At 72.4% G+C, this 26,143-nt stretch carries 20 protein-coding genes and 4 pseudogenes; 16 read left to right on the forward strand and 8 right to left on the reverse strand.

Annotation, left to right across the window (positions count from 1 at the left end; genetic code table 11):
- The first annotated feature begins 84 nt into the window (after window positions 1–84).
- Window positions 85–558: a GNAT family N-acetyltransferase gene (locus tag AB0761_RS01340; RefSeq protein ID WP_377266965.1), complete on the forward strand. Its 474-nt coding sequence runs from the start codon at window positions 85–87 to the stop codon at window positions 556–558.
- 181 nt (window positions 559–739) lie between these two features.
- Here AB0761_RS01340 and AB0761_RS01345 read toward each other — a convergent pair whose 3' ends face one another.
- The gene (locus AB0761_RS01345) at window positions 740–1,099 is read right to left on the reverse strand and encodes a DUF6204 family protein (RefSeq protein WP_377266966.1); all 360 of its coding nucleotides are present in this window, start codon (window positions 1,097–1,099) and stop codon (window positions 740–742) included.
- Window positions 1,100–1,457: 358 nt separating this feature from the next.
- Between AB0761_RS01345 and AB0761_RS01350 the strand changes: the two genes are divergently transcribed.
- The 4 genes and pseudogenes from AB0761_RS01350 (at window position 1,458) to AB0761_RS01365 (ending at window position 5,727) form a co-directional block, all read left to right on the forward strand.
- A complete protein-coding gene (locus AB0761_RS01350; protein WP_377266967.1) occupies window positions 1,458–1,667 on the forward strand; it encodes a ferredoxin in 210 nt (69 codons plus the stop codon).
- Window positions 1,657–3,027, forward strand: coding sequence for an NAD(P)/FAD-dependent oxidoreductase (locus tag AB0761_RS01355; RefSeq protein ID WP_377266968.1), 1,371 nt, complete (start codon window positions 1,657–1,659; stop codon window positions 3,025–3,027). Before AB0761_RS01350 ends, AB0761_RS01355 begins: the two co-directional genes overlap by 11 nt.
- 31 nt (window positions 3,028–3,058) lie before the next feature.
- Window positions 3,059–4,257, forward strand: a pseudogene (locus AB0761_RS01360) (cytochrome P450).
- 426 nt (window positions 4,258–4,683) lie between these two features.
- Complete coding sequence (locus AB0761_RS01365) at window positions 4,684–5,727, forward strand: DUF6707 family protein (protein WP_377266969.1); 1,044 nt, start codon at window positions 4,684–4,686, stop codon at window positions 5,725–5,727.
- A gap of 23 nt (window positions 5,728–5,750) precedes the next feature.
- On the opposite strand, the gene AB0761_RS01370 is transcribed toward AB0761_RS01365, so the two are convergent.
- Window positions 5,751–6,707, reverse strand: coding sequence for a hypothetical protein (locus AB0761_RS01370; RefSeq protein ID WP_377266970.1), 957 nt, complete (start codon window positions 6,705–6,707; stop codon window positions 5,751–5,753).
- A gap of 306 nt (window positions 6,708–7,013) precedes the next feature.
- Window positions 7,014–7,529: a CGNR zinc finger domain-containing protein gene (locus AB0761_RS01375; RefSeq protein WP_377266971.1), complete on the reverse strand. Its 516-nt coding sequence runs from the start codon at window positions 7,527–7,529 to the stop codon at window positions 7,014–7,016.
- Between the two features lie 473 nt (window positions 7,530–8,002).
- On the opposite strand from AB0761_RS01375, the gene AB0761_RS01380 reads away from it, so the two are divergent.
- Both AB0761_RS01380 and AB0761_RS01385 read left to right on the forward strand, forming a co-directional pair.
- The gene (locus AB0761_RS01380) at window positions 8,003–8,872 is read left to right on the forward strand and encodes an alpha/beta fold hydrolase (protein WP_377266972.1); all 870 of its coding nucleotides are present in this window, start codon (window positions 8,003–8,005) and stop codon (window positions 8,870–8,872) included.
- Window positions 8,873–9,178: 306 nt separating this feature from the next.
- Window positions 9,179–10,039, forward strand: coding sequence for a DUF427 domain-containing protein (locus AB0761_RS01385; RefSeq protein WP_377266973.1), 861 nt, complete (start codon window positions 9,179–9,181; stop codon window positions 10,037–10,039).
- Window positions 10,040–10,156: 117 nt separating this feature from the next.
- Here the strand turns inward: AB0761_RS01385 and AB0761_RS01390 are convergent.
- Window positions 10,157–11,296 (reverse strand): annotated as a pseudogene (locus tag AB0761_RS01390) (APC family permease); the annotation flags it as partial.
- Between the two features lie 68 nt (window positions 11,297–11,364).
- Between AB0761_RS01390 and AB0761_RS01395 the strand changes: the two are divergent.
- Window positions 11,365–13,464 carry an ISAzo13 family transposase gene (locus tag AB0761_RS01395; RefSeq protein WP_377266974.1) on the forward strand — a complete coding sequence of 700 codons (2,100 nt, stop codon included), beginning with the start codon at window positions 11,365–11,367 and terminating at the stop codon, window positions 13,462–13,464.
- A gap of 11 nt (window positions 13,465–13,475) precedes the next feature.
- Here AB0761_RS01395 and AB0761_RS01400 read toward each other — a convergent pair.
- Window positions 13,476–13,955, reverse strand: a pseudogene (locus tag AB0761_RS01400) (amino acid permease); the annotation flags it as partial.
- A 58-nt stretch (window positions 13,956–14,013) separates the two neighbouring features.
- The gene (locus tag AB0761_RS01405) at window positions 14,014–15,096 is read right to left on the reverse strand and encodes an alpha/beta hydrolase (RefSeq protein WP_377266975.1); all 1,083 of its coding nucleotides are present in this window, start codon (window positions 15,094–15,096) and stop codon (window positions 14,014–14,016) included.
- Between the two features lie 345 nt (window positions 15,097–15,441).
- On the opposite strand from AB0761_RS01405, the pseudogene AB0761_RS01410 reads away from it, so the two are divergent.
- Window positions 15,442–17,204: pseudogene (locus AB0761_RS01410) on the forward strand (phosphatidylglycerol lysyltransferase domain-containing protein).
- Between the two features lie 363 nt (window positions 17,205–17,567).
- Complete coding sequence (locus AB0761_RS01415) at window positions 17,568–18,479, forward strand: MerR family transcriptional regulator (RefSeq protein ID WP_377273906.1); 912 nt, start codon at window positions 17,568–17,570, stop codon at window positions 18,477–18,479.
- A 73-nt stretch (window positions 18,480–18,552) separates the two neighbouring features.
- Here the strand turns inward: AB0761_RS01415 and AB0761_RS01420 are convergent, their stop codons facing one another.
- Window positions 18,553–19,371 carry a sulfite exporter TauE/SafE family protein gene (locus tag AB0761_RS01420; RefSeq protein WP_377266976.1) on the reverse strand — a complete coding sequence of 273 codons (819 nt, stop codon included), beginning with the start codon at window positions 19,369–19,371 and terminating at the stop codon, window positions 18,553–18,555.
- 396 nt (window positions 19,372–19,767) lie between these two features.
- Here AB0761_RS01420 and AB0761_RS01425 point away from each other — a divergent pair, with 396 nt between their 5' ends.
- From AB0761_RS01425 to AB0761_RS01440, 4 genes are read left to right on the forward strand one after another with little or no spacing between them, the layout of a single operon-like run.
- Window positions 19,768–20,832, forward strand: coding sequence for an ABC transporter substrate-binding protein (locus tag AB0761_RS01425; RefSeq protein WP_377266977.1), 1,065 nt, complete (start codon window positions 19,768–19,770; stop codon window positions 20,830–20,832).
- A gap of 40 nt (window positions 20,833–20,872) precedes the next feature.
- Window positions 20,873–21,877: a FecCD family ABC transporter permease gene (locus AB0761_RS01430; protein WP_377266978.1), complete on the forward strand. Its 1,005-nt coding sequence runs from the start codon at window positions 20,873–20,875 to the stop codon at window positions 21,875–21,877.
- On the forward strand, window positions 21,874–22,944 hold the full coding sequence (locus tag AB0761_RS01435; RefSeq protein ID WP_377266979.1) for a FecCD family ABC transporter permease: 1,071 nt from the start codon (window positions 21,874–21,876) through the stop codon (window positions 22,942–22,944). The genes AB0761_RS01430 and AB0761_RS01435 overlap by 4 nt, the downstream gene beginning before the upstream one ends.
- Window positions 22,941–23,774: an ABC transporter ATP-binding protein gene (locus tag AB0761_RS01440; protein ID WP_377266980.1), complete on the forward strand. Its 834-nt coding sequence runs from the start codon at window positions 22,941–22,943 to the stop codon at window positions 23,772–23,774. The genes AB0761_RS01435 and AB0761_RS01440 overlap by 4 nt, the downstream gene beginning before the upstream one ends.
- Window positions 23,775–24,100: 326 nt before the next feature.
- On the opposite strand, the gene AB0761_RS01445 is transcribed toward AB0761_RS01440, so the two are convergent.
- Window positions 24,101–24,508 carry a VOC family protein gene (locus AB0761_RS01445; RefSeq protein WP_377266981.1) on the reverse strand — a complete coding sequence of 136 codons (408 nt, stop codon included), beginning with the start codon at window positions 24,506–24,508 and terminating at the stop codon, window positions 24,101–24,103.
- 101 nt (window positions 24,509–24,609) lie between these two features.
- Here AB0761_RS01445 and AB0761_RS01450 point away from each other — a divergent pair, with 101 nt between their 5' ends.
- Both AB0761_RS01450 and AB0761_RS01455 read left to right on the forward strand, forming a co-directional pair.
- Complete coding sequence (locus AB0761_RS01450; protein ID WP_377266982.1) at window positions 24,610–25,119, forward strand: MarR family winged helix-turn-helix transcriptional regulator; 510 nt, start codon at window positions 24,610–24,612, stop codon at window positions 25,117–25,119.
- A 49-nt stretch (window positions 25,120–25,168) separates the two neighbouring features.
- Entirely contained in the window at window positions 25,169–26,092 is a 924-nt protein-coding gene (locus tag AB0761_RS01455) for a DUF2797 domain-containing protein (protein WP_377266983.1), read from the forward strand.
- Window positions 26,093–26,143 lie beyond the last annotated feature (51 nt).

Consider the following 26,143-nt stretch of genomic DNA (forward strand, 5'->3'; position numbering starts at 1 on the left):
GGAAGGGTCGCCGAATCCGTGCGGCTCTTGCTGTGTCACGGACCGATCAGCGCCCCCGCTCCTCGAACGAGCAGGACGCCTGCCATGATCGCTGCCATGGGCTCACAGATCACATCGGCCGGGACAGCGGACCTCCACCAGGTTCTTGCTGATCACCATCGGTACTGGGGAGAACGCGACCTCAGGTCGCTGCACCGTCCGGAGTTGGTGCACGAGTTCGGTGAAACCTGCCTGGTCGCCCGAGCCGAGGACGGAATCCACGGGTACGTCCTCGGGTTCGTCACCCCGACCGGCACCGGATATGTGCACCTGATCGCCACTCGGGACGATGCCCGCGGCACCGGTCTCGGACGCCGTCTGTATGCGGCGTTCGCTGAGGCAGCGCATCGCCACGGCGCGCTACGGCTGAAGGCGATCACGTCACTCGGAAACACCGGCTCGATCGCATTCCACCGCCGCCTCGGCTTCGACGCGGAGATCGTCGATGACTACAACGGCCCCGGCCAGGCCGTGGTCGTCTTTCACCGCGTTCTGCCGTTCGACGCAGTACAGCCCTGAGCAACCAGCCGTCCCGTCGCCGGCAATCGCTCCCAGGGTCCTGATCGCCTGAACCCATCACGCCTCCGCCACCGGACCAGCCGCGCGGCAGCGCGGCAGCGGGGTTGCGCCCCCCGTGTGCGGGCCCGGCGGGCACCGTCCAGCCGCCGGAAAGAGGGCTGTCCGGGCCGCTGCCGCAGGGTCAGGCGCTCCCGCGGGCAGCGGCGCGGCGCTGCCGTTTGCCCAGGGGCGCCTGGGAGAGGTCTTCGGCGTGGGACCTGAGGTTCTTGTATCCGTAGCCACGCCCGGTCAGCCATGCCTTGGCTGCCTCTTCGGCACGTTCGGTCGCCTCGAGGATGTCCTCCTCGGCCTCTCCCGAGTCCTGGAAGCGGAAGGTGAACGCAGACCGCGCGGCGAGGTCGTAGCTGAGGTGGCCCTCCGCGGTGAACGCCGCGCGCAGGACGTCGTGCTCCGCGGCACGGGCCAGGAGCTGCGCCCGCTGGTCGCTGGTGAGCGCGTCGAAGACGCCGCGGATGGTGATGCGGAAGGTACGGGTGCTCATGCCGCGACCCTATTTGTCAGGGTCGGCGGAACTCCACCGGGTTTCCGGCATACCCCACCCCGGGTCGGCTCGCGGGTGACCAGCCGGCCGCCGTACTCGCCCGCGCCTGCTCCGGCCTTCCGGATCGAGCCACCGGCCTGACCACCGACCGGCGGCCCCCGTCCCATCCGCGCCCGGCTGCTGCGACGGGGGCCGCCGATCGGACGAACCTGCACGGACGGCCGCTTCCGCTCCTCCCCGGACCCGCCGATGAGCAGCAGCGCGGGCACCGGAGGCGGCACGGGCGCAACGAGCGCCCGGTTCGACTCCGGCGTAGAAAGAGACGGGAACGCCGGTTCGACTCAGGGAGTGGCTCGCCATGCAGATCCTTGTGGATCTCACCCGCTGCCAGGGCTACGCCCAGTGCGTCTTCCTGGCGCCCGAGGTGTTCGAGCTGCACGGTGAGGAGGGGTTGCTGTACGCCCCGGCCGTCCCGGACGAACAGCTGGAATACGTGCGCCAGGCAGCAGCCGCCTGCCCGGTCCAGGCCATCCTCGTCGGCAAGGAGGTGAGTGCCGGTGCCCGGTGATCTGCGCGAGGGCCGCATCGTGATCGTCGGTGCGTCGCTGGCCGGGCTGAGGGCCGCGGAGACGCTGCGCGAGGAGGGCTTCGCCGGCTCACTGACCGTGGTGGGGGATGAGCCCTGTCCGCCCTACGACCGGCCGCCGCTGTCCAAGCAGGTGCTGCTCGGCAAGGTGCCTGCGGACACCACGGCGCTGCCGATGCGCCGGGATCCGGATGCCGACTGGCGGCTGGGAGTACGCGCCACCGGGCTGGACCCGCTCGGGAAACGGGTGATGCTGGCCGACGGCGAGTCGCTGCCGTTCGACCGGCTGCTGATCGCCACCGGGACCAGGGCTCGGCCCTGGCCCAACCCGGACGAGGCGTCCCTGGACGGGGTCTTCACCCTGCGCACCCGTGACGAGGCCGGGGAGCTGGCCGAGCGGCTGGCGGCCGGGCCGGAGCGGGTGCTGGTGATCGGCGGCGGCTTCACCGGCTCGGAGATCGCCTCGGCCTGCCGGGAACGAGGGCTGGCCGTCACCGTCGCCGAACGCGGTCCCGCGCCTCTGGTGGGCGCGCTCGGCGGGACGCTGTCGAAGCTTGCGGCCGCCATGCACCGCAACCACGGCGTGGATCTGCGGTGCGGGGTGACGGTCACCACCCTGCGCGGGGACGGGAACGGCCGGTTCACCGGTGCGGACCTGTCGGACGGCAGCCGTGTCGACGCGGATGTGTGCGTCGTGGCGCTGGGGGCGGTCCGCAACGTCGAGTGGCTGGCCGAGTCCGGGCTGGCAGCAGGCTCGCGCGGGATCGCCTGCGACGCCGGGTGCCGGGCCTTCAACATGTACGGGATCGTCACCGACGACGTCTTTGTGGCCGGCGACGTCTCCCGGTTCCCGCACCCCCTCTTCGGGTACCAGATGCTCTCCCTGGAGCACTGGGGCAACGCCGTCGCGCAGGCCGAGGTGGCGGCCCACAACATGGTCAGCCCGGGTCCGCTGCGGCGCCCGCACCTCGCCATCCCGACGTTCTGGTCGAGCCAGTTCGGGCTCAACATCAAGTCGGTGGGCGTGCCCACCTTCTCCGACCATGTGGTCATCGCCCAGGGCTCACTGGAGGCACGCCGACTGGCGATGGTCTACGGCTACCAGGGGCGGGTCACGGCCGCAGTCACCGTCGACATGGCCAAGTCGCTCGACTACTACCAGCATCTGATCGAGACCGCGGCGCCGTTCCCGCCCGCGCCCGGCGCGTCGGACCGTCCGCTCGCGGCCGAGGTCCCGATCCCCTCCGACGTGCCGGATCCGAGGGGGCTGTCCCACGGCCCCACCGTGGCGCTGACCGGGTATCTGCCCGACCGCCGACTGACCGTGGTGCAGCCTGCCTGACCCACGTCCCGCCCGACCACGAGGAGCCACCATGGACTCCGACACCCTGCTGGCACGGATCACCGACTATGCGAACCGCCCCGACCCGTACCCGCTGTACGAGGAACTGCGCGAGGCCGGTCCTGTCGTCCGGCAGGCGGACGGCAGCTGCCTGATCGGCACCTACCACGAGATCGCCGCTCTGCTCCATGACCCGCGGATGAGCGCCGATCCGCGCAGCCGCACCTCCCCGACTCCGTCCGGGCAGATGGGGAATCTGCCGTTTCTGCGCCTCGACGACCCCGAGCACCACAGGCTGCGCACCCTGGCCATGCGGCCGTTCGGGCCGCCTCACAGCCCGAGCCGGATCGATGCCATGCGCGGCGAGATCGTCCGGCTCACCAAGGAACTGACGGAAGCCTTCCAGCCGGGCCGGGAGATCGACATCGTCGACGACTTCGCCTACCCGCTGCCCGTCACCGTGATCTGCCGGCTGCTCGGCGTGCCGCGCGAGGCGAGCCGCTCTTCCGGTCCTGGTCCGACACTCTGGTCACATCCGCCGACGTGCGGCCGAACGAGGACTCCACCGAGCGGGCCCAGGCCGGCAACCAGGCGCGGATCGAGCTGGGCCAGTACCTGGTCGGCCTCGCCGAACAACGCCGTGGCCGGCCGGACGACGACCTGCTCTCCGCCTTCGTCAACGAACCGGACCAGGCACTGCGGCTCACCACCGAGGAGCTCGCGGAGACTGCCGTACTGCTGCTCATCGCGGGGCATGAGACCACCGTCAACCTGATCACCAACGGGGTGCTCACCCTGCTGCGCCGGCCGGAGGACCTGGACCGGCTGCGCCGCGATCCCGGACTGCTGCCGCAAGCGGTCGAGGAACTGCTGCGCTATGAACCACCGGTCCATATGCGCGAGCGCATCCCCCGCGTCGACCTCGATGTCGCCGGTACCAGGATCCCCAAGGGCACGTCCGTCGTACTGGCGCTGGCCTCGGGCAACCGCGACCCCAAACGGTTCCACGAGCCCGACCGGTTCGACCCCACCCGTCCGGACAATGCGCACCTGGGCTTCGGCAGCGGTATCCACCTCTGCTACGGCGCGCCGCTCGCCCGCCTCGAAGCCCAGGCTGCGCTCGGCGCACTGATCCCCCTCCTGAGCACGGCACATCTGGTCCAGGATCCGCCCCCCTACCGGCAGAACGCCATGCTTCGCGGACCCCGCCACCTGCCCGTCCAGCTGTGAACCGGCGGCGTGACGCACACGGCGGCAGGCAGGGGTGACGGTCTGCCCCGTACGCCCGCCCGTGAGGCCGCGGGCTGCCTCCCGACCCGCCCGGATCCGTCCGGTCGGCCTGGGGCTGATCAACGCTCAGACGGCGGATGCCGCGATGGTGCCGCTCACGGCGGGGCGGCGCTCAGGCCGCTGGACCGGGTGCCGGCGTCCGTCCGGGGGACCCGATGCGCCGACAGCGGGCAGACAGGTCAAGCTGCCGCGGAACGCCTGACAGCGCGGCTCGCCGCCGACCGGGCGTCCCGGGCGCCGAAGGGGGCCATCTGTGCGGCCGGACAACCCGGACGGCCGAAGCCGCGCTCGGCCGAAGTCGTTGTCCTCCGCGGTGCACACGAGATCGCGCACGGCCCGGTCCGGGCATATGCAATGCTGCGGAACGTGGCGACGACCAGCAGCACCGACACCAGGCAGCTCATCGCGGCACACCCGCACCGCACCCCTGTGGAGCGTGCCGCCTCCTTGCGGACCTTCGCGCGGGAAGCCGAGCCGGGAGATCCGGAGCTTCTGACGACCTTCCTCCTCGCCGTCGCCGACAACCCGGACGAGGAGCCGCAGGTCCGGGTCGAGGCCTTGCGTCTGCTCCAGGCCATCCCTCCCGAGGATCCGGCCTGGTACGCCGAGCAGAAGGCCGGAGATGAGGCGGCCCAGACCGTCCCCGAGCCCGCCGACACGGCCCGGGAGCAGCTGATCCGGCTGCTGTCCGATGCTGCGGACCCCGACGTCCGCAGGGCCGCCGGCTGCGCGCTGCCGGCCATGCCCGGAGCCGCACAGACGCTGCTTCGAGTCCGCCGCCTCCTGGACGCCGAACCGGACGGGACCGTGCGCAGGGATGTCGCAGCGGCGATGAGCGGCCACCTGGAGCATCTCGTCACCACCCGGGCCGCGGACATCGCCGCGACGCCCGACGCACCCGCCACTCTGCGCAAGGCGGCGCGTGCGGTCAGAACGATCCGGGTGAGCTCGCCACGCGACCTCCGGGCGGTCACCACGCTCGCCTACGCCTGCGAGGCCGCATCCCGCCGCGACGACGCGTGGCTGGTCGCCAGCACCGCCCTCGGTGTCCTGTTCGAGGAGGACTATGCGATCTGGTCCCCGGTGGAAGGCGCTCTGGCACTGCTGTGGCTCCATGCGGGGCCGGAGGACCGCCCGGAGGTACGTGCCGTCCTCGACGTCGGGACCGCCCTGCCGGAGGTCGCCCGGGGTCCGCTCGCCCGTCGGCTCGACGGGGAGCTGCTCCAACCGGAGCGGATCAGCGAAGCCCTGGACGCGGGTGAGCACCGGAGAGCCGCCGAGCGGGCCGCCCTGGAGGTGCAGGAGCTCACGCTACTGCTCGCCTACGGCGGCTCGGCCGCCTGGCCAGTGGACCGTCTCGGCGAGCGCCGGAAGGCCGATCTCTCCCTGGTCCGCGCGATCCTCTACTGATCCGCGCGGCCGGGGCTGCCACCTCAGCCGATGCAGAGGACGAGGAGGCAGATGGGCTTCGTCTGCGCATCCCCCTGCTGCGTCTCGGAGGCCTGGGGGCTGGCGGAGGACGAGGACGGGGCCGGGGTGCCGCCCGCGGTCGCGGACGGGGACGCCTGCGGGGTGGAGGAGGCGGTGGAGCCGGCGGTGGCGTTCCCTGCGCCGCCCGTCGGCGAGACCTGCTGGCCCGCCGTCCCCGAGATGGCACCCGCCGCACTCGTGGGCGTGGGACGCGAAGCGGTCTGTGCGGGGCTTGCTGCTGTCCTTGCACCGCCCCGGGCGGCCGTCCCGCCGGTGGGGCGCGCGGTGACGGCCGTGTCGGACCGGGGAGCCGCGGGAGCGGTGGCGGCGCGGTCCGGCGACTGCCCGGGGGCGGATGCGGTCGGGCGTGCCGTGGCCCCGGCGGCCGGTTCTGCGGGCTGACTCGGTACAGCGCCCTGACTGTCCACGTCCTGGTGCGCCAGGTCCGGGGACGATGCCGCCTCCGCACGACCGGGACGTATGTCGCTCGGGAGTGCGGCGACGGCCAGACCGCCGCCGACCACGGCGACGGCAGTCGCTATCAGCGCCCGGCGGCGGTGCTTCTTCAGGCGCGCCAGCTGACGGCGTCGGGCAGCACGCCCATGGGGCAGCGAGGCGGTGCCCGCTTCACTCCCGGACGGTCCCACCGGTCCCAACCGGTCCGCCGGCCCGTAGCCCGGCTCACCGGTGGCGGGCCCCGCCGGGACGGCCGGGGCCGTCGCGGCTTCGGGGAGGATCTCCTCGTACGGCATCGACGCGGGGAAGCCCGCACTGTGCCGTCCGGTGCGCCCCTCCCCGGCGGCCGCAGGCAGAATCCGGCCGCCCTGGAGCAGCGGGGCGACGTCGGGGGCCCACGCGCCGCAGCCGGGGCAGGAAAGGGCCCCGTTGAGGTGGCGTCGGCAGGAGGAGCAGTAGTCCATCTGCGTTCTTTCTGTGCCGGCGGTGCCGCCGTGGGCCGGCGGCCGGTTGCGGATCCGGTCCGGTTGCGGCCGCGCGTTCCCTGCGGGATCGCGTGCCCCTAAGCACGCTAGCCCTTGATTCCGCAGGCCCTGGAGGGGTCCTGTGAGACTCGTGAAAAGGTTCCGGCGCCCGTCCACCCGGCGGGCCGCCGCCCACGGCGAGATCCACCGGCGCCGACTCGGGCGAAGACGGCCCCGCGGGGGCAGCGGGTTCGGGGCGGCGCCCGGCGCGGTGGACACCTCACCTGCGGGTGATGACTCCCCGGCTCACCGGGCGGCCGGGGCCCGGTGTGCACGCTCGTAGTGACGGCGGGCCTTCATACGGTTCCCGCACACCGCCATGGAGCACCAGCGGGCCTTGTTGGACTTGCTGCGGTCCACGAGGAAGAGCCGGCAGTCCGGGTTCGCGCACGGCCGCAGCCGCCCCGGTTTCGCCTGCCGCAGGGCGGCCCATGTCAGGACCGCATCGACTGCGGCCCTGCGCTCGGCGGGAGCGTCCAGCTCCCAGGCGATCCCGTCGCCGCCCACGGTCGGCCGGGAGCTGACGCCTTCGAGCAGTGCCGTCAGCGAAGCGGGTTCCCGCCGTCCGCGGATCACCTCCTGGAGGGCATCGCGAGCCGCGATCAGGTGCCGGCGCTCCTCCTCGGATCCGCTTCCCCCGTGGGCCTGCTGCCAGGGGCGGGCGGTCTGCGGGTCGGCGAGCTCGTCCTGCACGGCATCCCGCACCATGGGCGCCGTGTTGAGGAGCTCCAGGAGCGTGTCCTCCTGTGCCTGATCGATCACCGTCAGATCTCCTGATCACTTCGCCGGGCCGGCGGGTTACACCCGGACTCCACCCAGCCTAACCCCCCATGCAAGCCTCAATGGTTATGCACTCCATGCCCCCCGCGAGTCGCCGAGGCTCCGGTTGCGGTGAGGCGGCGCCATGGACGGGAAGGAGAGACATGGCAGGCAACCGCACAGCCGAGCGGTCGGGCCGCTCGTCCCCGGATGGCGCCCGACCCCCCGGCCCGAGCCCAGCGAGGCCGCCGGGGCGAGGCGCGCCCGGAGCCGCGCCAAGACGGCCGGGCCACACAGGAAGCCCGCACCACCCGTGCGTCGCCGGGACAGGAGCAGTAGCCCGCCGGGGAGCCGCAGGGCCCCCGACGCCGACAGGACTCTTCCGAAACTAACTCTCAAAGATGCGTTGACAGGTTAGATGCCGCGTGGTCGACTGAAGTCATAACCCTCTAAATCAGCTACGGAGGTTAGGCGCAATGAGTGGCACCGTCCACTACAGGACACGCACCGTCGACGGCCTCGATGTCTTCCACCGGGAGGCCGGCGACCCGCAGGCGCCCGTCGTGGTCCTGCTGCACGGCTTCCCGACCAGCTCCCACATGTTCCGCAACCTCATCCCGGCCCTGGCCGACCGCTACCGGGTGATCGCACCCGATCACATCGGCTTCGGCCAGTCGGCGATGCCGGGTCTGGATGCCTTCGCGTACACCTTCGACGCTCTCACCGAGGTCACCGCAGGGCTGCTCGACCAGCTGGGTGTCGACCGGTTCGCCGTGTACGTCCATGACTACGGCGCGCCCATCGGATGGCGGCTGGCACTGAAGTCCCCGCAGCGGATCTCGGCGATCATCACGCAGAACGGCAACGCGTACACCGAAAGCTTCGTCAAGCCCTTCTGGGACGGCCTGTTCGCCTACGCCAAGGCCCCGGGCCCGGACACGGAACCCCCGGTCCGCGGCGCGCTGACCCCGGAGATCACCCGCTGGCAGTACCTGAACGGCGTGGCCGACCCCACGGTGGTCAGCCCCGACAACTGGATCCACGACCAGGCCCTGCTCGGCCGGCCCGGCAACGACGAGATCCAGCTCAAGCTGTTCCGCGACTACCCGACCAATGTCGACCTCTACCCCGCGGTGCAGCAGTACTTCCGCGAGTCCCAGGTGCCGCTGCTGGCCGTGTGGGGCGCCAACGACGAGATCTTCGGCCCTGACGGAGCGCGCGCCTTCCAGCGTGACCTTCCCGACGCGGAGATACATCTGGTGGAATCCGGGCACTTCGCTCTGGAGAGCCACCTGGAGGCCCTCACCGGCCATGTCCGCGACTTCCTCGGACGCACCCTCGCCTGAGGGGCATCGGCGGACGGCACCGCGCGTCTCACGCCTGATACCGCGGCATCCAGCCGCTGGCCGTCATCAGGGCCCGCGGACGAGGATCCCGCACCCTCGCGGAGCACTTCGCCCGCCGTAGGTCCGGGATTCACGGCAGGCGCTCCGGGGGAAGGCCGCGGACCACCCTCCACGGCCGTCCGGGTCCGCAACTCCCGGTGCCGTAGGCCCCGGACACCGGCAACCGGGCTGCGGCACGACCGGACTCGCGGCCGAACCCGTCCCACAGGACACCTCGGGGACCCGCAGAGAACGAGAGGAATGACCATGGGACTGTCATGGCAGCAGGGCCCGCTCTCCCCCACCGCCAGTGGACGCTTCCTGACTCCTGAGCCGATGCCCGAGCGGCTGCTGTTCGCCGAACGGCTGCGGCGCCGGATGCGGGTGCGCTTCAACGGCGAGTGGATCGCCGACAGTGAGGACGTCCTGGTGCTGCACGAGCCCGCCCGATACCCGGTGGCGTACTTCCCCCGCGCCGACGTACGGGCCGACGTCCTGGTGCCGAGCGACCGGACCACCCGGCATCAGGATCTGGGCGACACCACCTGGTACTCGGTGCAGGCCCACGGCCACACCGCCGAGCGGGCGGCATGGGAGTTCGTCGGCCTGCCGCAGCACGCAAACGAACTCAAGGGGCGGATCGCCTTCGCCTGGCGGGCCATGGACGCCTTCTACGAGGAGGACGAGCGGATCCTGGGCCACGCCGCGGACGCATACCACCGGATCGACATCCGCAGGACCGTCCGCACCCTCGAGGTCCTCTCCGACGGCACCACCGTCGCACGGACCGAGAACCCCGTCGTGCTCTACGAGTCGGGCTTCGCCCCGCGCTGGTACGTGCCCCGCGCCGACATCGACCAGAGCCGGCTGGTGTCCGCCGAGGGCCAGACGTTCTGCCCCTACAAGGGACTTGCCGACTACTACGACATCGACGGCGCCAAGCGTGCGGCCTGGACGTACCGTCGCGCCTACCCCGAGGTCGGGCACATCGAGGACATGGTCTCCTTCGAGGCCGACAAGGTCGAGGTCCGCATCGACGGCAGGCGTCTGGAGGTGGAGCCCGGACAGCAGGTCGTCCCGCACGGCATCGACCGGGGGCTGGAGGCCGCGGAGGCCCGCGGCCACTGACGCGCCCACGGCCCGGGCACGCGCGCCCGGGCCGTCCGGCCTGATCGGCGCGGCAGGCCGCACCGCAGGCCGTACGCCGGGCCGGGGCCGGCCCGGGCTCACCCGGCGGAGTCGGCGTCACGGCCGGGTCGGCTGCCGGTACTCGTCCGACTCCGCAGCGCGTACGAGGGCGTGCATCTCCTCACTGCTCAGAGCGGCCCGCACGGCGACGCCGTAGGCCAGCAGACTCCACCCGGCCACAGCGGCCAGGTCCCACCAGTCGGGCAGGATGCCGCTGCCCCCGTAGCGGCCCAGTCCGCCGATCACCACGAGGCCGCCCAGCCATGGCCAGAACCAGGCGGAGGACCGGAGGTGGAGTGAGGGCAGCCGGTCGCGGGCGGTCGCGATCCGCACCCATGCGAAGACCACCAGCCCGACCACCAGGACGGCGCCGAGCTTCCAGTCGGCCTGGTAGCCCGACCAGTAGATGATCAGGCCCGCCGAGACGAAGGCCGCCGGGGAGAGCACCCGCCAGGCCGGCAGCCGGTAGGGCCGGACCCGGTCGGCGTCCCTCAGCCGCAGCGCATGCAGGGTGACCGGCGCGAAGGCGTACATGATGGCGGTCGCCGAGGTGGCCAGTCCCACCAGCGACTGCCAACTGGGGAACGGGAGGAACGAGACCACCCCGACGACCAGGGCCAGTGCAACCGACACCAGCGGCACCCCGCGCCGGTCGACCCGGGCCAGGACGCGGGGCAGCGCCCGCTCCTGGGCCAGGGCGTAGGAGAGCCGGGAGGAGGCGGCAACGTACACCAGGCCGGTCCCGGCCGGGGAGACCACGGCGTCGATGTAGAGCACCACGGCCAGCCAGCCGGCGCCGGCGGCGCCCGCGAGGGCGGCGTACGGGCCGAAGTCACCCCTGCCGACCGGGTTCGCCCAGCCGTGCAGCAGCCGGGCGGGGTCGATCGCCGCGAGGAAGGCCACCTCCAGCAGCAGGTACACGACCGTGCCCGCCACCATGGCGGCGATCACCGCGCGGGGGACGTCCCGCTGGGGGCGGCGGGCCTCCCCCGCCATCTGGATGGCCTGCTCGAAGCCCTGGAGGGCGAAGACCACCCCCGCCGGGAGCGCGGCGAAGACCCCGTGGGCTCCGTAGGGGGCGAACCCTCCGCCCGCGGTGAGGTTGGAACTGTGGAACGACAGGCTCATCAGGACGACCGCGGTCAGCAGCGGGACGGCCGTCTTCCATGCCACGGTCAGCGCATTGGTCCGCGCGAGCTGCTTGACCCCGGGAAGCCGTCAAAGAACAACGCGTTGCTTCCCCGGACGGACGTCGTTGACGTGGTATGGGCATATCCGACGAGACCCGCGTCCAGCTCACGCAGCGGTTCGCCGTACTGCTACCGCATTTGAACGAGCGTCAGCGAAGGCTGGCCATGGCGACCGAGGCACGGCTGCTCGGCCATGGCGGAGTGCGCCTGGTCGCACGGACGGCTGGCGCGAGCGAGACCACTGTGCGCAAAGGCGTGTTCGAGCTCGAAGCCGGCGGCGAGCCCCTGCCGGAAGGCCGCGCACGCCGTCCGGGAGGTGGCCGCCTGCGGGCCGAAGCGGTCGACCCCGACCTGGTCACAGCCCTGCTCCGACTGGTCGAGCCGGACGAGCGGGGAGATCCGATGTCGCCGCTGCGCTGGACCACCAAGTCGCTGCGGCACCTGGCCGCCGAGCTGTCCCGGCAGGGCCACCGGGTCACCGCACCAACGGTCGGGCGATTGCTGAAGGACAGCGGCTTCAGCCTGCAGGGCACCGCCAAAACTCTGGAGGGTGCCCAGCACCCGGACCGGGACGCCCAGTTCCGCTACATCAACGAGCAGGTCAAGGACCACCAGGCCGCGGGCCAGCCCGTGATCAGCGTCGACTCGAAGAAGAAGGAGCAGGTGGGCATACTGCCGATGGCCGGGCAGGAGTGGCGGCCCAAAGGCGATCCGGTCAAAGTCGAGGACCACAGCTTCTTCGCCGGTCCGCACGTCGAGACCGCGGTCCCGTACGGGATCTACGACATGACGGCGAACACCGGGTGGGTGAACGTTGGCGTCGACCACGACACCTCCGCGTTCGCGGTCGCCTCGATCCGCCGCTGGTGGCAGGCCCGCGGCTCGTCCGACTACCCGCAGGCGACCCGGCTGCTGATCACGGCCGACGCGGGCGGCTCGAACAGCTATCGCTACCGGCTCTGGAAGGCCGAACTGGCCGCCTTCGCCGCTGAAACGGGCCTGACGGTCACGGTCTGCCACTTCCCTCCCGGCACATCGAAGTGGAACAAGATTGAGCACCGACTCTTTTCGCACATCACCATGAACTGGCGCGGCAGACCCCTGACCAGCCACGAAGTCATCCTCAACACCATCGCCGCGACCACCACGACCACGGGACTCAAAGTCGAGACCGCCCTCGACCCGGGCACCTACCCGACTGGCGTCCAAGTCAGCCGCGAACAACTGCAGGCCCTGCCGATCACCGCCCACGACCGACACGGAAAGTGGAACTACACCATCGCCTCCGCCGCCGGCGACACCCCGGCACCGCAAGGCGCCGACGAGCGGACCGTCGCCCGGATTCTGGCACTGCGTATGCTGGCCGACCCCCGCCTGACCGGGATGACCGACACAGAACTTGGCGCCCTGCAGGCCCAGCTCGCCCCCGACCAGGAAGCCCGCCGCGAACAGCGCCGTTACGTCTTGCGGGGTGGCAGGCGCGTCGCCACCACCGGCCGCAACCGGTCCCTGCTCTCGAACGCGGACGAGACCCTGGTCACCTTGGTTTACCTGCGGCAGGTCTGCCCGCAGAAGGTACTGTGCGACCTGCTCGGCATCAACCCGGTCACCATCGGCCAGGCGATCAAGGCCACCCGGCAGCTCTTGGACGAGCAGAAGATCAGCATCACGCCGACGGTGGTCCGCTACTTCACCCGCGCCAAGGATCTGGAGGCCTTCATCACCCAGTCCGATCCCGAGCAGGTGCCGATGGAGCCGAGCCGATACGCGCTCACCGCCCCCGCGCTGACCGGCATGAACCGGAAAGCCTTGCACGCTCTCCTTGAAGAACTCGTGGTGCCCTATGCGGCTGCGATCGAGAAGCGCCGGTATCGACACCGCGGAGGTGAACGTCGGCCCGGCACCCGAGGGGGCGTCTTCCGGCAGAAGATCACCGACGCCGACCGGATCCTGGCAACGATCCTCTACCGGCGCCGCATCTGCGCCCTCGAGACCCTCGCCGAACTCTTCGACGTCTCCCGCAGCACCCTGTGGAACGCGATCAACGACGTCTTGCCCGTCCTCGACGCCCACGGCCCCGCCATCACCCCGGCCGAGCACCGATACACCACCGCGGCGGAACTCTTGGCCCCGACACCAGCAAAGAACCCGCGGCACCACCATGTTGTTCTTTGACGGCTTCCGGCGATGTTGACCAGGGTGAAGAACACCATGAAGCAAGCCGCAGCGAGCAGCCCCGCCCCGGTGAGGGTGCCGTCGGGGCGCAGCAGGTCCAGGTGGCCGCGTACCCAGCCGATGTGGTCCGAGTAGGACAGGGTGGCCTCGACCTCGATCGGGGCGATGGTGACCGCCTGCACCCAGGCCATCCACCCCGCGGTGAAGCCGGCCAGCGAGCCGAAGGCGAACAGCGGGAACCGCGCGGTGCCGCCGGCCACCGGGTAGGCCGCGCCGAGTTCGGCATGGACCAGGGCCAGCAGCGCCAGCATCGCCGCGGCCAGTACCCATGACACCAGCGACGCCGCTCCCGCGACCGTCGCGGCGGTCAGCGCGCCCAGCAGCCATCCCGAGCCGATGATCGACCCCAGCGAGACGCACAGCAGGCCCCAGAAGCCGACGTCACGGCGGAGGCGTCCGGCCGCGGCGCCCTCGGTCACGGCAGTGCCCATGGCACGCCTCCCCTATGGGCGGTCCCACTTCCGATTGTCCTGCGGCCGGGACAGCCCTTCACGGAGTGCCGGGACCGCCGGCGAGGCGGCTGCTCAGCCAGGGCAGCACCGTGCGGTACATGCGCTTCCAGGTACCGAAGTTGTGGCCGCCGGTCGCCAGCACCAGGGTGCTCACCCTGGTGGGCGGGCGGGCCGCCTGCCGGAACCGGGCCAGGTCCGCGGGTCGGCTGGTCCGGTCCTGGAGCGTGGTGGCCAGCAGCAGGGCCACCGATGGGTGCACCCGGCGGACGAGTTGCTGGGGGCTGTTGCGGGCCCGGACGGCGGGGGACGGCAGGGCGGCGGGATCGCCGTCGAGCGGATCGGGTGACATCGCAGCACCGGTCGCGAAGACCGTCGGGAACTGAAGCGTCAGTTTCACCGCGCAGAAGCCGCCGGTGGACAGGCCCAGCAGGGCACGGCCGCGGGCGTCGGGAACCGTTCGAAAGCTCCGCCCGACGATCGCGGGGACGTCGTGGACGAGCCAGGAGGCGGTATGGACCGAGCCCGCATCACTGCAGTCGGTGTTGACCCGGCCGGGGTCGATCACCGGCGCCACCAGCAGGAACGGCCGGATCCGATGCCCGGCCAGCAGGGTCTCGACAGCCTGGGGCATGTCTCCGGCCCTGAACCAGGTCTGCGGCGAACCGGGGATCCCATGGAGCAGCATCACCACGGGGAATCGGGCGTTGCGGTAGGCCGGCAGGTCGTACTCGGGGGGTGTCCAGACCAGGATCTGCCCGGAGAGTCCTGACTGCGGTCCGCGTGCGTGGGTCAGCAGCACGCCGTCGGGCTGCCGGGTGAATACGGCGGGCCCCGCGGGCGGTCCGCCGGCCGGGCCTCCCGCGGGGCCGGTGAACACCGCGCCACCGCCGCTGGTTCCCAGCAGGTCGGACCAGGAGGTGTAGAGACCGAAGGCGTTGTTGATCCAGGCCGCCACCACAGCCACCGCCAGAAGCTGGCACATCGCCACCATCGCGATCCGGCCGAGCACCGCAGCCGGGCGCGGTCCGGGGATGCGCGCCGCGAACAGGGCTGTCGCCACGGTGGCCGCCACACACAGCACGACCAGTGCGGCGAGAAAGGCGCCGCTGGTCAGGCCCATCCGGCCGCCCCTCCGCCGCACCCGCGCAGACGTCCGGCCGGACGCCGGCGCAGCACTCCACGGGCGCGGGTGGTGGGCAGCGGACGGCCGGGCGGCATGGTCTCCACCCAATGCCGGGGAGGCGTTGATCGCATCCCGGCGGCGCGGTGGCCGGCACTCCCACGGCCGCCCGTGGAGCAGGAGAATGGAGAGCGTCCAGACCGGCTCTGCCGACCCGGTCGGCGCTCGCCGGCCGTCGGCCGGAGCCGGGCCCTACCGCCGGGAAGCACAGTCGTGTCCACAGTGCAGATCTGTCCGGCACCGGGCCGCCCGTCCACCCCTCGGGGAGAGCCTTCGCGGGGCGGAATGCGGGGGCGACTGCGGCCCGGGCCGCGGGCCGCAGCGGCCACCGTCTGGTACCTGCGGCTGATGGCGCTGCTCAATCTGGTGTCGGTGGTCTCGGCGCCGTTCCGGGACGAGGTGCGTGACCACAACGCGGGCGACTACTTCACCCCGTACCTGGCGACGGCCGGCCTGGTCACGGTGGTGCTGGCATGCTTCCTCGCCGTGGTGATGCGGCGTCGCAAACGGGCCGCCTGGCTCTTCAACATGGCGCTCGCCTGCCCGCTGCTGCTCCTCTACGCCCTGGCGATGACCTCACAGCGGTACCGGGAGCACGGCTTCAACTGGTTCTCCCTGACACTGACCGGGTTCTTTGTGGCGGCCCTGGTGGCCGGACGCCGCGAGTTCCGGGCCAAGGGGGACCGCTGCAACCCGGGGCTGGCACTCGCGGTGTTCGCCGGGGGTCTCACCGCGACGGGCGTGGTCGGCACCCTGCTGGTCGATGTGACCAACACCGTCGCCGGCGCCTCACTGGGCGACCAGATCTCCTACGCCATGCTGCGGGTGGTCACCCTGGTCCCCTCCTCCGACGACTTCAGTGCCGTCGCCACCCCCCACTGGGTGGACGCCGTGATCAATGTGCTGGCCGCGCTGCTGTTCCTGCTGGTGGTGTATGTCTGCTTCCGCGCCCCGCGCGGCCGGACGCTGCTCACCGCCGAGGACGAGGAGCAGCTGCGCGCCCTGCTGGACCGGCACGGCGAACGGGACTCGCTCGGGTACTTCGCGCTGCGCCGGGACAAGGCGGTGGTCTGGTCGCCCAGCCGGAAGGCCGCCGTCACCTACCGGGTGGTGGGCGGGGTCACCCTGGCGTCCGGCGACCCCATCGGCGACCCGGAGGCATGGCCCGGGGCCATCGAACTGTGGCTCCGGCAGGCCCGCGAGCACGCCTGGGTGCCTGCCGTGATCGGGGCGGGCGAGGAGGCCGGGACCGTGTACGCGCGGCACGGGTTCGACGCGCTGGAGCTCGGCGACGAGGCGATCGTGGAGCAGGCCGGCTTCACCCTGGAGGGCCGCGCCATGAGGTGCGTCCGCCAGGCCCACACCGGGTGCGCCGGGCCGGGTACACCGTGCGCATCCGGCGGCAGCGGGAGATCCCGCAGCAGGAGATGGCGGACCTGCTGGACCGGGCGGACCGGTGGCGCGAGGGCGGGACGGAGCGGGGCTTCTCGATGGCGCTGGCCCGCCTCGGCGACCCGGCCGACGGGTGCTGTCTGCTGGTCGAGTGCCACGACGCCGACGGGGCGCTGCGGGCGCTGCTCTCCTTCGTCCCCTGGGGGACCCGCGGGCTCTCCCTGGATGTGATGCGGCGGGACCGCGACGCGGACAACGGCCTGGTGGAGTTCATGGTCGTCGAGCTGCTGCAGCGGGCGGCCGGGGTGGGCGTGGACCGGCTGTCGCTCAACTTCGCCGTCTTCCGTGCGGTCTTCGAGCGGGGCGCCCGGCTCGGTGCCGGTCCGGTGCTGCGGCTGTGGCGCGCGGTGCTGACGTTCTTCTCCCGCTGGTGGCAGATCGAGTCGCTGTACCGGGCCAACGCCAAGTACCGGCCGGTGTGGGAGCCCCGCTATCTGCTGTTCGAGAAGAGCAGCGAGCTGCCTCGTATCGGCCTGGCGAGCGCCCGCGCGGAGGGGTTCCTCGCGACGCCCAGCCTGCACGACCTGTTCGGGCGGCGGCACCAGCGCGGCGGCGCGGCAGCGCAGCGGCCGCCGCACATCCGGTCTGCGGCCTGAGCACCGGCGCGCTCCGGTGGTCTCACCGGCGGTCGTCCGCGCGTCGGACCGGGCAGGCGGGAAGGGCGGCCGTGTCCCACGCCCGGGGGTGCCCGTCGGCGGCACCAGGCCGGGGGCCCTCGCCGGCCCCCTCACGGGGTCGTCGAGGAGCCGGGCCGCCGGCCGCCCTGTCCACCGGCCTCGGCGTCCGGTACCCGCACCTCGGCTGTCCCGAGCGGCCCCGTCGCCACTCGGACACCTCCGCACAGTCGTCCGCACAGTCGTCCGCGCCGCCGTCCGCACAGTCGGCCCCGGCGGTCCGCGCACCGGCGGGTACGGTGGGAGCTGTCCCTGAGGGAGGTTCAGACCTTGGTCCAGGACGGCCTGTTGAGTATCGGCGAACTCGCCCGGCGTGCGGGCGTCACGGTCAAGACCGTGCGTTTCTACTCCGACCGCGGGCTGCTGCCCGAGGCCGTACGCAGCGGCGGCGGCCACCGTCTCTACGGCATCGAGGCCCTGGAGCGGCTTCGGCTGATCCGGTCGCTGCGCGCCCTGGACCTGCCGGTGCCGCAGGTGGGCCGGGTCCTCGACCGCGGGGAGGCGCTCGAGGACGTCGTCGCGCGGCAGTTGGGCGAGCTGGGCACCCAGCTGGCCGCGCTGCGCTGGCGCGAGGCGGCTCTGCGGCTGCTCCACGACTGCACCGCCGAGCAGCGCGCCGAGCGGCTGCGGCTGATCGGCGCCGTCGCCTCCCCGCCCAGCACGGATGCGATGGTGCGGTTCTGGCACCGTGTGCTGCCCGCGCGGCTCTCCTCCCGACTGGCCTCCGCGATCATCGACGCCGCAGTGCCGCAGCCGCCCCGGGAGCCGAGGCCCGAGCAGGTGCTCGCCTTCGCCCGGCTGCACGCACTGGTCGCCCCCGCCGTCGACGGGTGCCTGGCGGAGCGGCTGCCCGTCCGGGTGCAGCGCCCGGATGCGCTGTACGACGGCCTCTTCGAGGCCTATGACCTCGCCTCGGCCGATCTGCTGGCCGGGCGTGCACCACGGGAGGGGGCGGCGCTGGACTGCTTTGTCTCCGCCCATGCCCGCTCGCTGGGGCGGCAGGACACCCCCGGCTTCCGGCGGCGGCTCGGCGTCATGCTCACACAGGCCGCGGAGCCGGCCATGGACCGCTACTGGGCGCTCGCCCGTGAGGTGACCGCCCCCTCCTCTCCGTCCGGGCCTGCGCAGCCCACCCTCGGCGCGGTCCATGAGTGGCTGCGGGCCGCGCTGGACGTCCAACTCGCCCGCTCCGCCTGAGCGCTGTGACGGCCCCTCCGGGCGGCCCCGGGACACCTCCGGCGTGTGCCGCGACGGCGCGGCCCGGACCGCCTCAGCTGCCGGGGCTGGTCCACAGCTGGACCGCGAGACCGAGGCCGAGGCCGCCCACCAGCCAGCGCAGCAGGCCCGCCGGGACCCGGCGGGTGATGCGGGGCCCGAGGGTCGCTCCGGCGAACATGCCCGCGGCGAGCGGCGCGACGGCCGCCCAGTCGACGGGGCCGACCGCGGTGAAGACGGCGGCGGAGGTGAGCGCCGCGGCACCCGTGAGCATGTTCTTGAGCGCGTTGGCGGTGGGCAGTCGGGGTTCGGCGGTGATCAGCAGCAGGGCGAGGATCATCACCCCGGATCCGGCGCCGAAGTAGCCGTTGTACAGCGACAGCGCGGTCAGGCCCAGCGGCACGACGGCGCGCCGCAGACCGGGTCGGTGACCTGCCGGGGGCCGGCCGTGGCGGGCCGCGAGGCGGGGCTGGGCGAACAGCGTGAGGGAGCCGGCGACCACCAGGAACGGCACGATGCGGCCGAAGACTCCCGGCGGGGTGGTCAGCAGCAGTACCGACCCCGCTGCTCCGCCCAGCGCGGCGACGGGAAGCCGGCGGCGCAGCCACGCTCCCCGGCCGGCCAGTTCGCGCCGGGAGGCGAGCGCCGCGCCGGGCCAGGTGGCGACCGCCGCGACGATGTTGGCGACGTTCGCCGCGAGGGCGGGGAGGCCCGCCGCGAGCAGCGCGGGGTAGGAGATCAAGGAGGTGATGCCGCCCGCCGTCCCCGCCAGTCCGGCGAGCAGCCCGGCGACGGCCAGCAGGGCGATGCCGCCGGGGCCGGTGGTGGCCGGGTCGGCGGCGGACATCTGGTGGGCTGTCACGACGGGGTGCAACGAGGTCTCCTTGGTCCGGTCCGCCGGCGCGGGTGGGAAGGCCTCGCCGGCTCCGGGTCCGTCGGATGCCGGGCCGGGGCTCCGGTGCCGCCCGGTACGGCCTGCCGGTGCCCTGGGCCATCGGGCCGCGGGCGGTCGGCGCGGAGCGCCGGACTCGCGGCAAGCGGGTCGGAGGCAAGCGGGTCTGAGCAAACGGGTCGGAGGCTATCAGCGGGGCAGCGCGGAGGTCACGGGTGGCGGCGGACGTCGCGGGACCCGGCCCGTCACGCCGGGCGCCTGCTGTGACGGGCCGTACGACGGCTTGGGACCCCCTGCTTGCATCCTGCACATCAGCACCCACTAAGGTAAGCCTCACCTAAAGCTTTAAACATGAACCACAGCTACAGGAGCCCTCACATGTCTCTTCGGCGCCGCGGCACGGCCGCAGCCGCTCTCGTCGTCGCCGTCGCACTGTCCCTTGCGGCGTGCGGCAGCGACTCCTCCGGGAACGGAAAGGGAGGCAGCGCCGGGGTGACGGCCGGGGCCGCGGCCGAGGCGAAGGATTCCAAGTCGGTTGCGAAGGGCGGCAAGGACTTCGGGGACGCGGCCGAGAAGACCGCGGCCCTCGGGACGGACGCCAAGCCCGGTGAGTGGCCGCGCACGATCAAGCACGCGATGGGCAGCACCGTGATCAAGGCCCAGCCCAAGCGGGTGGTGGTGCTGGACGTCGGTGAGCTCGATAACGTTGTCTCCCTGGGCGTGAAGCCGGTCGGCCTGGCCCTCACCGAGGGCTCTCCCGAGCTGCCCTCGTACCTGAAGAAGGACGCGGGGACGCCCGCCGACATCGGTACGATCAACAGCCTCAACCTGGAGGCCATCGCCGCCCTCAAGCCGGACCTGATCCTGGGCAGCCAGCTGCGCGCCGCCGCCTCCTACGACGAGCTGTCGAAGATCGCGCCCACCGTGTTCTCCATCCGGCCCGGTTTCACCTGGAAGCAGAACTACCTCCTGAACGCGGCCGCACTCGACAGGACCGCGCAGGCCCAGGCGAACCTCGCCGCCTACCAGAAGCGGGCGACATCGCTCGGCGACAAGCTGGGCGCCCACAAGCCGACGGTGTCGATGGTCCGCTACATGCCCAACGGACTGATCCGGCTGTACGCCAACGACTCCTTCATCGGCACGATCCTCAAGGACGTCGGCATCCCGCGTCCCAAGAACCAGGACATCGCGGACCTGGCGGCCGAGATCAGCGCAGAGAACATCGACCAGGCCGACGCCGACTACATCTTCACCGGCGTCTACGGCGACCCCAAGGCCACGGACAAGAGCAAGGCCCAGGGCAACCCGCTGTGGAAGAACCTGAAGGCGGTCAAGGCGGGCCACGCCTACGACGTGCCGGACGAGACCTGGTACCTGGGCCTCGGCGTCACCGCCGCCAACGCGGTGCTGGACGACCTCCAGAAGTACCTGACGGCCTGACCGCCCCGGAACCACGGACAAGAGAGAGTGAGCCAGGCGCATGCCGCCACCCATCCGTCGCCGTGTCGCCTGGCTGCTGGCCGGCGCGGTGATGCTGCTGACCGCCGTTCTGCTGAGCCTCGCGGTGGGCAGCCGCACCATCGCCCCAGGTGAGGTGTTCCAGGCGCTGCTGCACGGCGGAACCAGCGACGACGCCCTGGTGGTGCGGTCCCTACGGGTGCCGCGCACAGTCGTCGGAGTGCTGGCCGGCGCAGCGCTGGCGCTCGCCGGGACGGTGATGCAGGGCATCACCCGCAACCCGATCGCCGAGCCGGGCATCCTCGGCGTCAGCCAGGGCGCCTCGGCGGGGGTGGTGTGCGCGATCGCGTTCTGCGGCGTGCACTCCCTCGGCGGCTATGTGTGGTTCGCCTTCGTGGGCGCGGCGCTGGCGGCTGTGGGCGTGTACGCCGTCGCCAGCGGCGGCCGCGGCGGCGCCTCGCCGGTCAAGCTGGCGCTCGCGGGCGCCGCGATGAACGCCTTCCTCGCCTCGCTGGTCTCCGGCATCGCGACGACCAACGCCCGCGCACTGGACGAGTTCCGCTTCTGGCAGGTGGGTTCGATCAGCGGGCGCGGCAGCGATGTCATCGACCGGATCTGGCCGTTCCTGCTGGTCGGTCTGGTGCTGGTCGCGGCGCTGGCCAGGGGGCTCGACGCGCTTGCGCTGGGCGACGACGCCGCCAAGGGCCTGGGCCACAACGTCGCCCTGCTGCGGGCGCTGGGCGCGCTCGGCGCCACCGTGCTGACCGGCGCCGCGGTGGCAGCCGTCGGCCCGATCGCCTTCACAGGACTGGCTGTTCCCCATATCGCCCGCGCCCTGGTCGGCACTTCGCACCGCTGGGTGCTGGCGCTGGCCGCGCTGCTCGGGCCGGTGATGATCCTTGGCTCCGACGTGCTCGGACGTATCGTCTTCCCGCCCTCGGAGGTCCCGGTGGCCGTCATGACCGCCCTGATCGGCGTGCCGTTCCTGATCGCACTGGTACGGCGCCGGGCGGTGGTGTCCGCATGAGCCGCACCGGACTCACCGCCGTCCGCCCGGCCGGGTACGCGGTGCTGCGTCCGGCGCGGGCCAGTTTCCTGGTGCACCGCCGCGCCGTCGCCGTCGCGGCGGTGCTCACCGTGCTGCTGGCGTGCACGGTGGTGGCATACCTGTGCGTGGGCGAGTCCTTCGTCGCACCGACGCAGGTCGTCCGGGTGCTCCTGGGCAGGCCGAGTCCGGACGAGCTGGTGGTCGGCACCCTCCGCCTGCCGCGGCTGGTCGTCGGGCTGCTCGCCGGGGCTGCTTTCGGCGTCGCGGGCGCACTGGTGCAGACCGTCGCACGCAATCCGCTGGCCAGCCCCGACGTCATCGGTGTCACCCACGGGGCGGGCGCGGCCACGGTCGCCGCGATGAGCTTCAACGCCGTCGGCTACACCGCGCTGCCCTATGTCTCGGTCGGCGGCGGCCTGGCCGCGGCGCTGCTGGTGTACGTCTTCGCATGGCGCCGCAGGCTGCACTCGTCGCGCTTCGTCCTGGTCGGCATCGGTGTGTCGGTCGCGCTCGGCTCGCTGACGCAGCTGTTCCTCACCAAGGGCGACTACCTGGTGGCCCAGCAGGCGAAGGTCTGGCTGACCGGTTCCCTCAACGGCCGCGGGTACGAGGAGGCAGGACCGCTCGCCCTCGTCCTGGCACTCGCCGTGCCGGCCGCCGTGTGGGCGGCGCGGGCGCAGCGCGGTGCGTCGTTCGACGACGACACCGCGACCGCGCTCGGGGTGCGGCTGGACCGGGTCCGGCTGGGGCTGACCGCACTCGGTGTCATCCTGGCGTCGGTCGCCACCGGCGCCGCCGGACCGGTCGACTTCGTGGCGCTGCTCGCCCCGCAGATCGCACGCCGGCTCACCCGCACCGCGCAGATCCCGCTGCTGTCCTCGGCACTGACCGGGTCGCTCGTCGTCGTGGTCGCGGATCTGCTGGCCCGCCGGCTGTTCTCGCCCGTCGAGCTGCCGGTGGGCGTCCTCACCGCAGCGGTGGGCGCCCCGTACCTGATGTGGCTCATCGTCCGCACCCGCAGCCGTTCCGGAGGCACCGCGTCATGAACCGTACGCCCACCAGCCGCCTTTCGGCGCAGGACCTGACCCTGGCGTACGAGGACCGCACGGTCGTCGAGGGCCTGGCTCTGGAGATTCCCGACGGACAGGTCACCGTCATCGTCGGCCCCAACGCCTGCGGCAAGTCCACTCTGCTGCGGGCGCTGGGCCGACTGCTGAAGCCGCGCCAGGGCGTGGTGCTGCTGGACGGCGTGGAACTCGCCCGGGTCCCGGGCCGGCAGCTCGCCCGGACCGTCGGCGTCCTGCCGCAGTCCCCCACCCCGCCGGACGGGATCACGGTCGCCGATCTGGTCGCACGGGGGCGCCAGCCGCACCAGAAGTGGTGGCAGCAGTGGTCCGAGGCCGACGAGCAGGCGGTCGCCGAGGCGCTGGAGCGCACCACCACCGCGGACCTGGCCGACCGGCCGGTGGACGAGCTCTCGGGCGGCCAACGGCAGCGGGTGTGGATCGCGATGGCCCTGGCCCAGGACACCGACCTGCTCCTGCTCGACGAGCCCACCACCTATCTGGACATCGCCCACCAGGTGGAGGTGCTGGACCTGGTGCGCCGACTCAACCACGAGCGGGGCCGCACCGTGGTCGCCGTGCTCCACGACCTCAACCAGGCCGCCCGCTACGCCGACCACCTCGTGGCCATGAAGGCCGGGCGCATCGTGGCCCAGGGCCCGCCCGCCGAGGTCGTCACGGCGGAGCTGGTCGAGGAGGTCTTCGGGCTGTCGTCGGTGGTCGTCCCCGATCCGGTGACGGGCGGCCCACTGGTCGTTCCCGGCATGTCCTGGCGCCCGGCTGCCCCGCTTCCGGATGCGGGTGTGCGCTGAGCGCGGAGCAGTCGGACGGGCAGCCCCGGGCTACGGCCCGGGGCCGCCTTGTCGCTGGGGCACATGGCCTTGCGCGGCCGACGGAGCGGTGGCCCGACGAGCGGGCCGGATCCGGTCCGGTCCGGTCTGAAGCAGCATGGTGCGCCACGTCAATGATCACATGGGGCGCAGGACACCGGGCGCGGACTTGACGAGCCGTCAGACATGGGACGCGGGGGGCGTCCCTGGCGCGGTACTCGACGCCGCACCGGGTGCGGCCGGACCGAACGGGTGCGCGGCGCCGGTCGACCGCCGGCCCCTGCGCCTCGCGCCGGGCGGGTAGTCCGTCAGTCCTCCGCCGGGTACCAGCGCAGCTCCACGGTGTTGCCGTCCGGGTCGCTGACGTAGAGCGAGATGGCGGTACCGCGGGCGCCGAACCGCTTGCCGGGGCCGTCGACCACGGTGAACTCCCCGGAGTCGATGACCTGCTGCCAGTCGAGGGGCTCGACGACCAGGCAGATGTGGTCGACGTTCGACCAGAGTGCGGGGCTCTCGGCGGCCTCGACTCCGCGGCGGCTGCGTGTGAGGTCGATGATGGCGGTCGGGCTCACCCGTACCGAGGGGAAGGGCGCCTTCCCTGCGCGCCATTCGTCGACGCGCACCGGCGCAAGGCCGAGCTTGCCGCAGTAGAAGTCGAGAGAGCGCTCGATGTCGGCGACATTGAGGACGAGATGGTCGAAGTCGATCACGCGCACGGTTCCTCCAGAGCGGGTGGAGCAGATGTTAAGTAGCTTAGCAGCAAGCTACTTAGTTGCAAGCTTCTTTTTTCAGAGTAACTTTGTGCCACACTGTCGCCATGGACCGCGACCCGACCGCCCGCCCGGACCCCGTCGACCTGATCACGGACCAGTGGGCACATGTCCGCCCCGACCTGCAGACCGACGCGATGGCCGCGTTCGGCCGGATCTACCGGATCGCCCGGACGATGGGCGACCGGATGGAGAAGACCTATGCGCGCTACGGCATCAGTCGTGGCGAATTCGACGTGCTCGCCACCCTGCGGCGCGCCGACGCCCCGTACTCGCTCTCCCCCCGCGAGCTCACCACAACCCTGATGCTCACCACCGGCGGCATGACCGGCCGACTGGACAAGCTGGAGCGCGCCGGACACATCACCCGCTCCCCCGACCCGCACGACCGGCGCGGCGTGCGAGTGACGCTCACCCCCGCCGGTCTCGACCTGATCGAGGCAGCGGTGGGCGCCGGCCTCTCCGTGCAGCAGGAAGCGTTCGACGCCCTCAGCGAGAGCGAGGCCGCCGAGCTCAACCGCCTGCTCCGGCTGCTGCTCGGCGCGACCAGCCGCTGAGCCCCGGCGGCCGCACCTCGCTGTCGGTGGGGCGTGCCAGGATCGGGGCATGCGGGAGTCTGCCGACGGCAAGGTCGAACTGTGGTGGTCCACCGGAGTGCGGTGGCACCAGGGCCGGCCGGCCCTGGGCTGGTACCACGAGCAGCACGGTGACCGGCTAGGGGCGGACGTCCTCGGTGCGGAGCTGTCCTTCGTGGCCGGAGCGCAGCGGCGCTGCCTGGGTGTGCGGCGTTCGCGCGGCCGTCTGCCCTGCCCGTCGGGCGCCCTGCTGGCCCCGGCCGGGACACGGGCCCAGTGCGCACCCTGCTCGGCGCTGGACCGGTCCCAGTCCGTCGCGGCGGACACCGTCCCGGACGACCCGCAGCCGTACCACCTCTATCTGGCCTACTTCAGGGCCGGGCTCGTCAAGGTCGGCATCAGCGCGGTCGAGCGCGGCACGGCCAGGCTCCTGGAGCAGGGGGCGATCGCGCATCTGCTCCTCGGCAGAGGCCCGCTGATGGCGGCACGCCGCGCCGAGGCGGTGCTGGGCGCGGCACTGGGCCTGCCGGACCATGTCCGGGCCGAGGCCAAGCGGCCCGCACGCGAGGGCCTGCCGCCGGTCGCGGAGCGACTGGCGGAGCTGACCGCTCTGGGCGCCCGCTGCCATGCCCTGCCCGGCTGGCCGGAGGCACTGCACCGGCTGCCGGGTGAGCCGCCGGCCGACAACTGCGCCGCCTACGGGCTGGGCCCTGCCGGAGCGCCCACGATCGACGAGCGGGTGGTCTCATTCGCCGAGGGCGGCGAGGTCGCGGGCATCGTACGAGCAGTGGTGGGGCCGGATGTGTACCTGGACAGCGACCGCGGTTCCCGGCTGCTTCTGGACAGCCGCCATCTCGCGGGATGGGCTCTGCGCAAGGATCCGTCCGCGCGCACGGCCGTGCCGGTGGTGAAGGCTGTCCACCCGTCGGCGGCGGAGCAGCCGCAGCTGTTCTGACCGGGACGGGCCGTCAGGCTCCTCCAGCGGCCAGGGGCCGGGCTGGGGTCC

This window comes from Peterkaempfera podocarpi, from assembly GCF_042466665.1.
GTDB classification, from domain to species: Bacteria; Actinomycetota; Actinomycetes; order Streptomycetales; family Streptomycetaceae; genus Peterkaempfera; species Peterkaempfera podocarpi.

Bases quoted from the DNA above. Each gene is read 5' to 3' on its own strand.
- AB0761_RS01340 (WP_377266965.1), top strand. From the start codon at position 85: ATGATCGCTGCCATGGGCTCACAGATCACATCGGCCGGGACAGCGGAC.
- AB0761_RS01345 (WP_377266966.1), bottom strand. From the start codon at position 1,099: ATGAGCACCCGTACCTTCCGCATCACCATCCGCGGCGTCTTCGACGCG.
- AB0761_RS01350 (WP_377266967.1), top strand. From the start codon at position 1,458: ATGCAGATCCTTGTGGATCTCACCCGCTGCCAGGGCTACGCCCAGTGC.
- AB0761_RS01370 (WP_377266970.1), bottom strand. From the start codon at position 6,707: ATGGACTACTGCTCCTCCTGCCGACGCCACCTCAACGGGGCCCTTTCC.
- AB0761_RS01380 (WP_377266972.1), top strand. From the start codon at position 8,003: ATGAGTGGCACCGTCCACTACAGGACACGCACCGTCGACGGCCTCGAT.
- AB0761_RS01385 (WP_377266973.1), top strand. From the start codon at position 9,179: ATGGGACTGTCATGGCAGCAGGGCCCGCTCTCCCCCACCGCCAGTGGA.
- AB0761_RS01395 (WP_377266974.1), top strand. From the start codon at position 11,365: ATGGGCATATCCGACGAGACCCGCGTCCAGCTCACGCAGCGGTTCGCC.
- AB0761_RS01405 (WP_377266975.1), bottom strand. From the start codon at position 15,096: ATGGGCCTGACCAGCGGCGCCTTTCTCGCCGCACTGGTCGTGCTGTGT.
- AB0761_RS01425 (WP_377266977.1), top strand. From the start codon at position 19,768: ATGTCTCTTCGGCGCCGCGGCACGGCCGCAGCCGCTCTCGTCGTCGCC.
- AB0761_RS01430 (WP_377266978.1), top strand. From the start codon at position 20,873: ATGCCGCCACCCATCCGTCGCCGTGTCGCCTGGCTGCTGGCCGGCGCG.
- AB0761_RS01435 (WP_377266979.1), top strand. From the start codon at position 21,874: ATGAGCCGCACCGGACTCACCGCCGTCCGCCCGGCCGGGTACGCGGTG.
- AB0761_RS01440 (WP_377266980.1), top strand. From the start codon at position 22,941: ATGAACCGTACGCCCACCAGCCGCCTTTCGGCGCAGGACCTGACCCTG.
- AB0761_RS01450 (WP_377266982.1), top strand. From the start codon at position 24,610: ATGGACCGCGACCCGACCGCCCGCCCGGACCCCGTCGACCTGATCACG.
- AB0761_RS01455 (WP_377266983.1), top strand. From the start codon at position 25,169: ATGCGGGAGTCTGCCGACGGCAAGGTCGAACTGTGGTGGTCCACCGGA.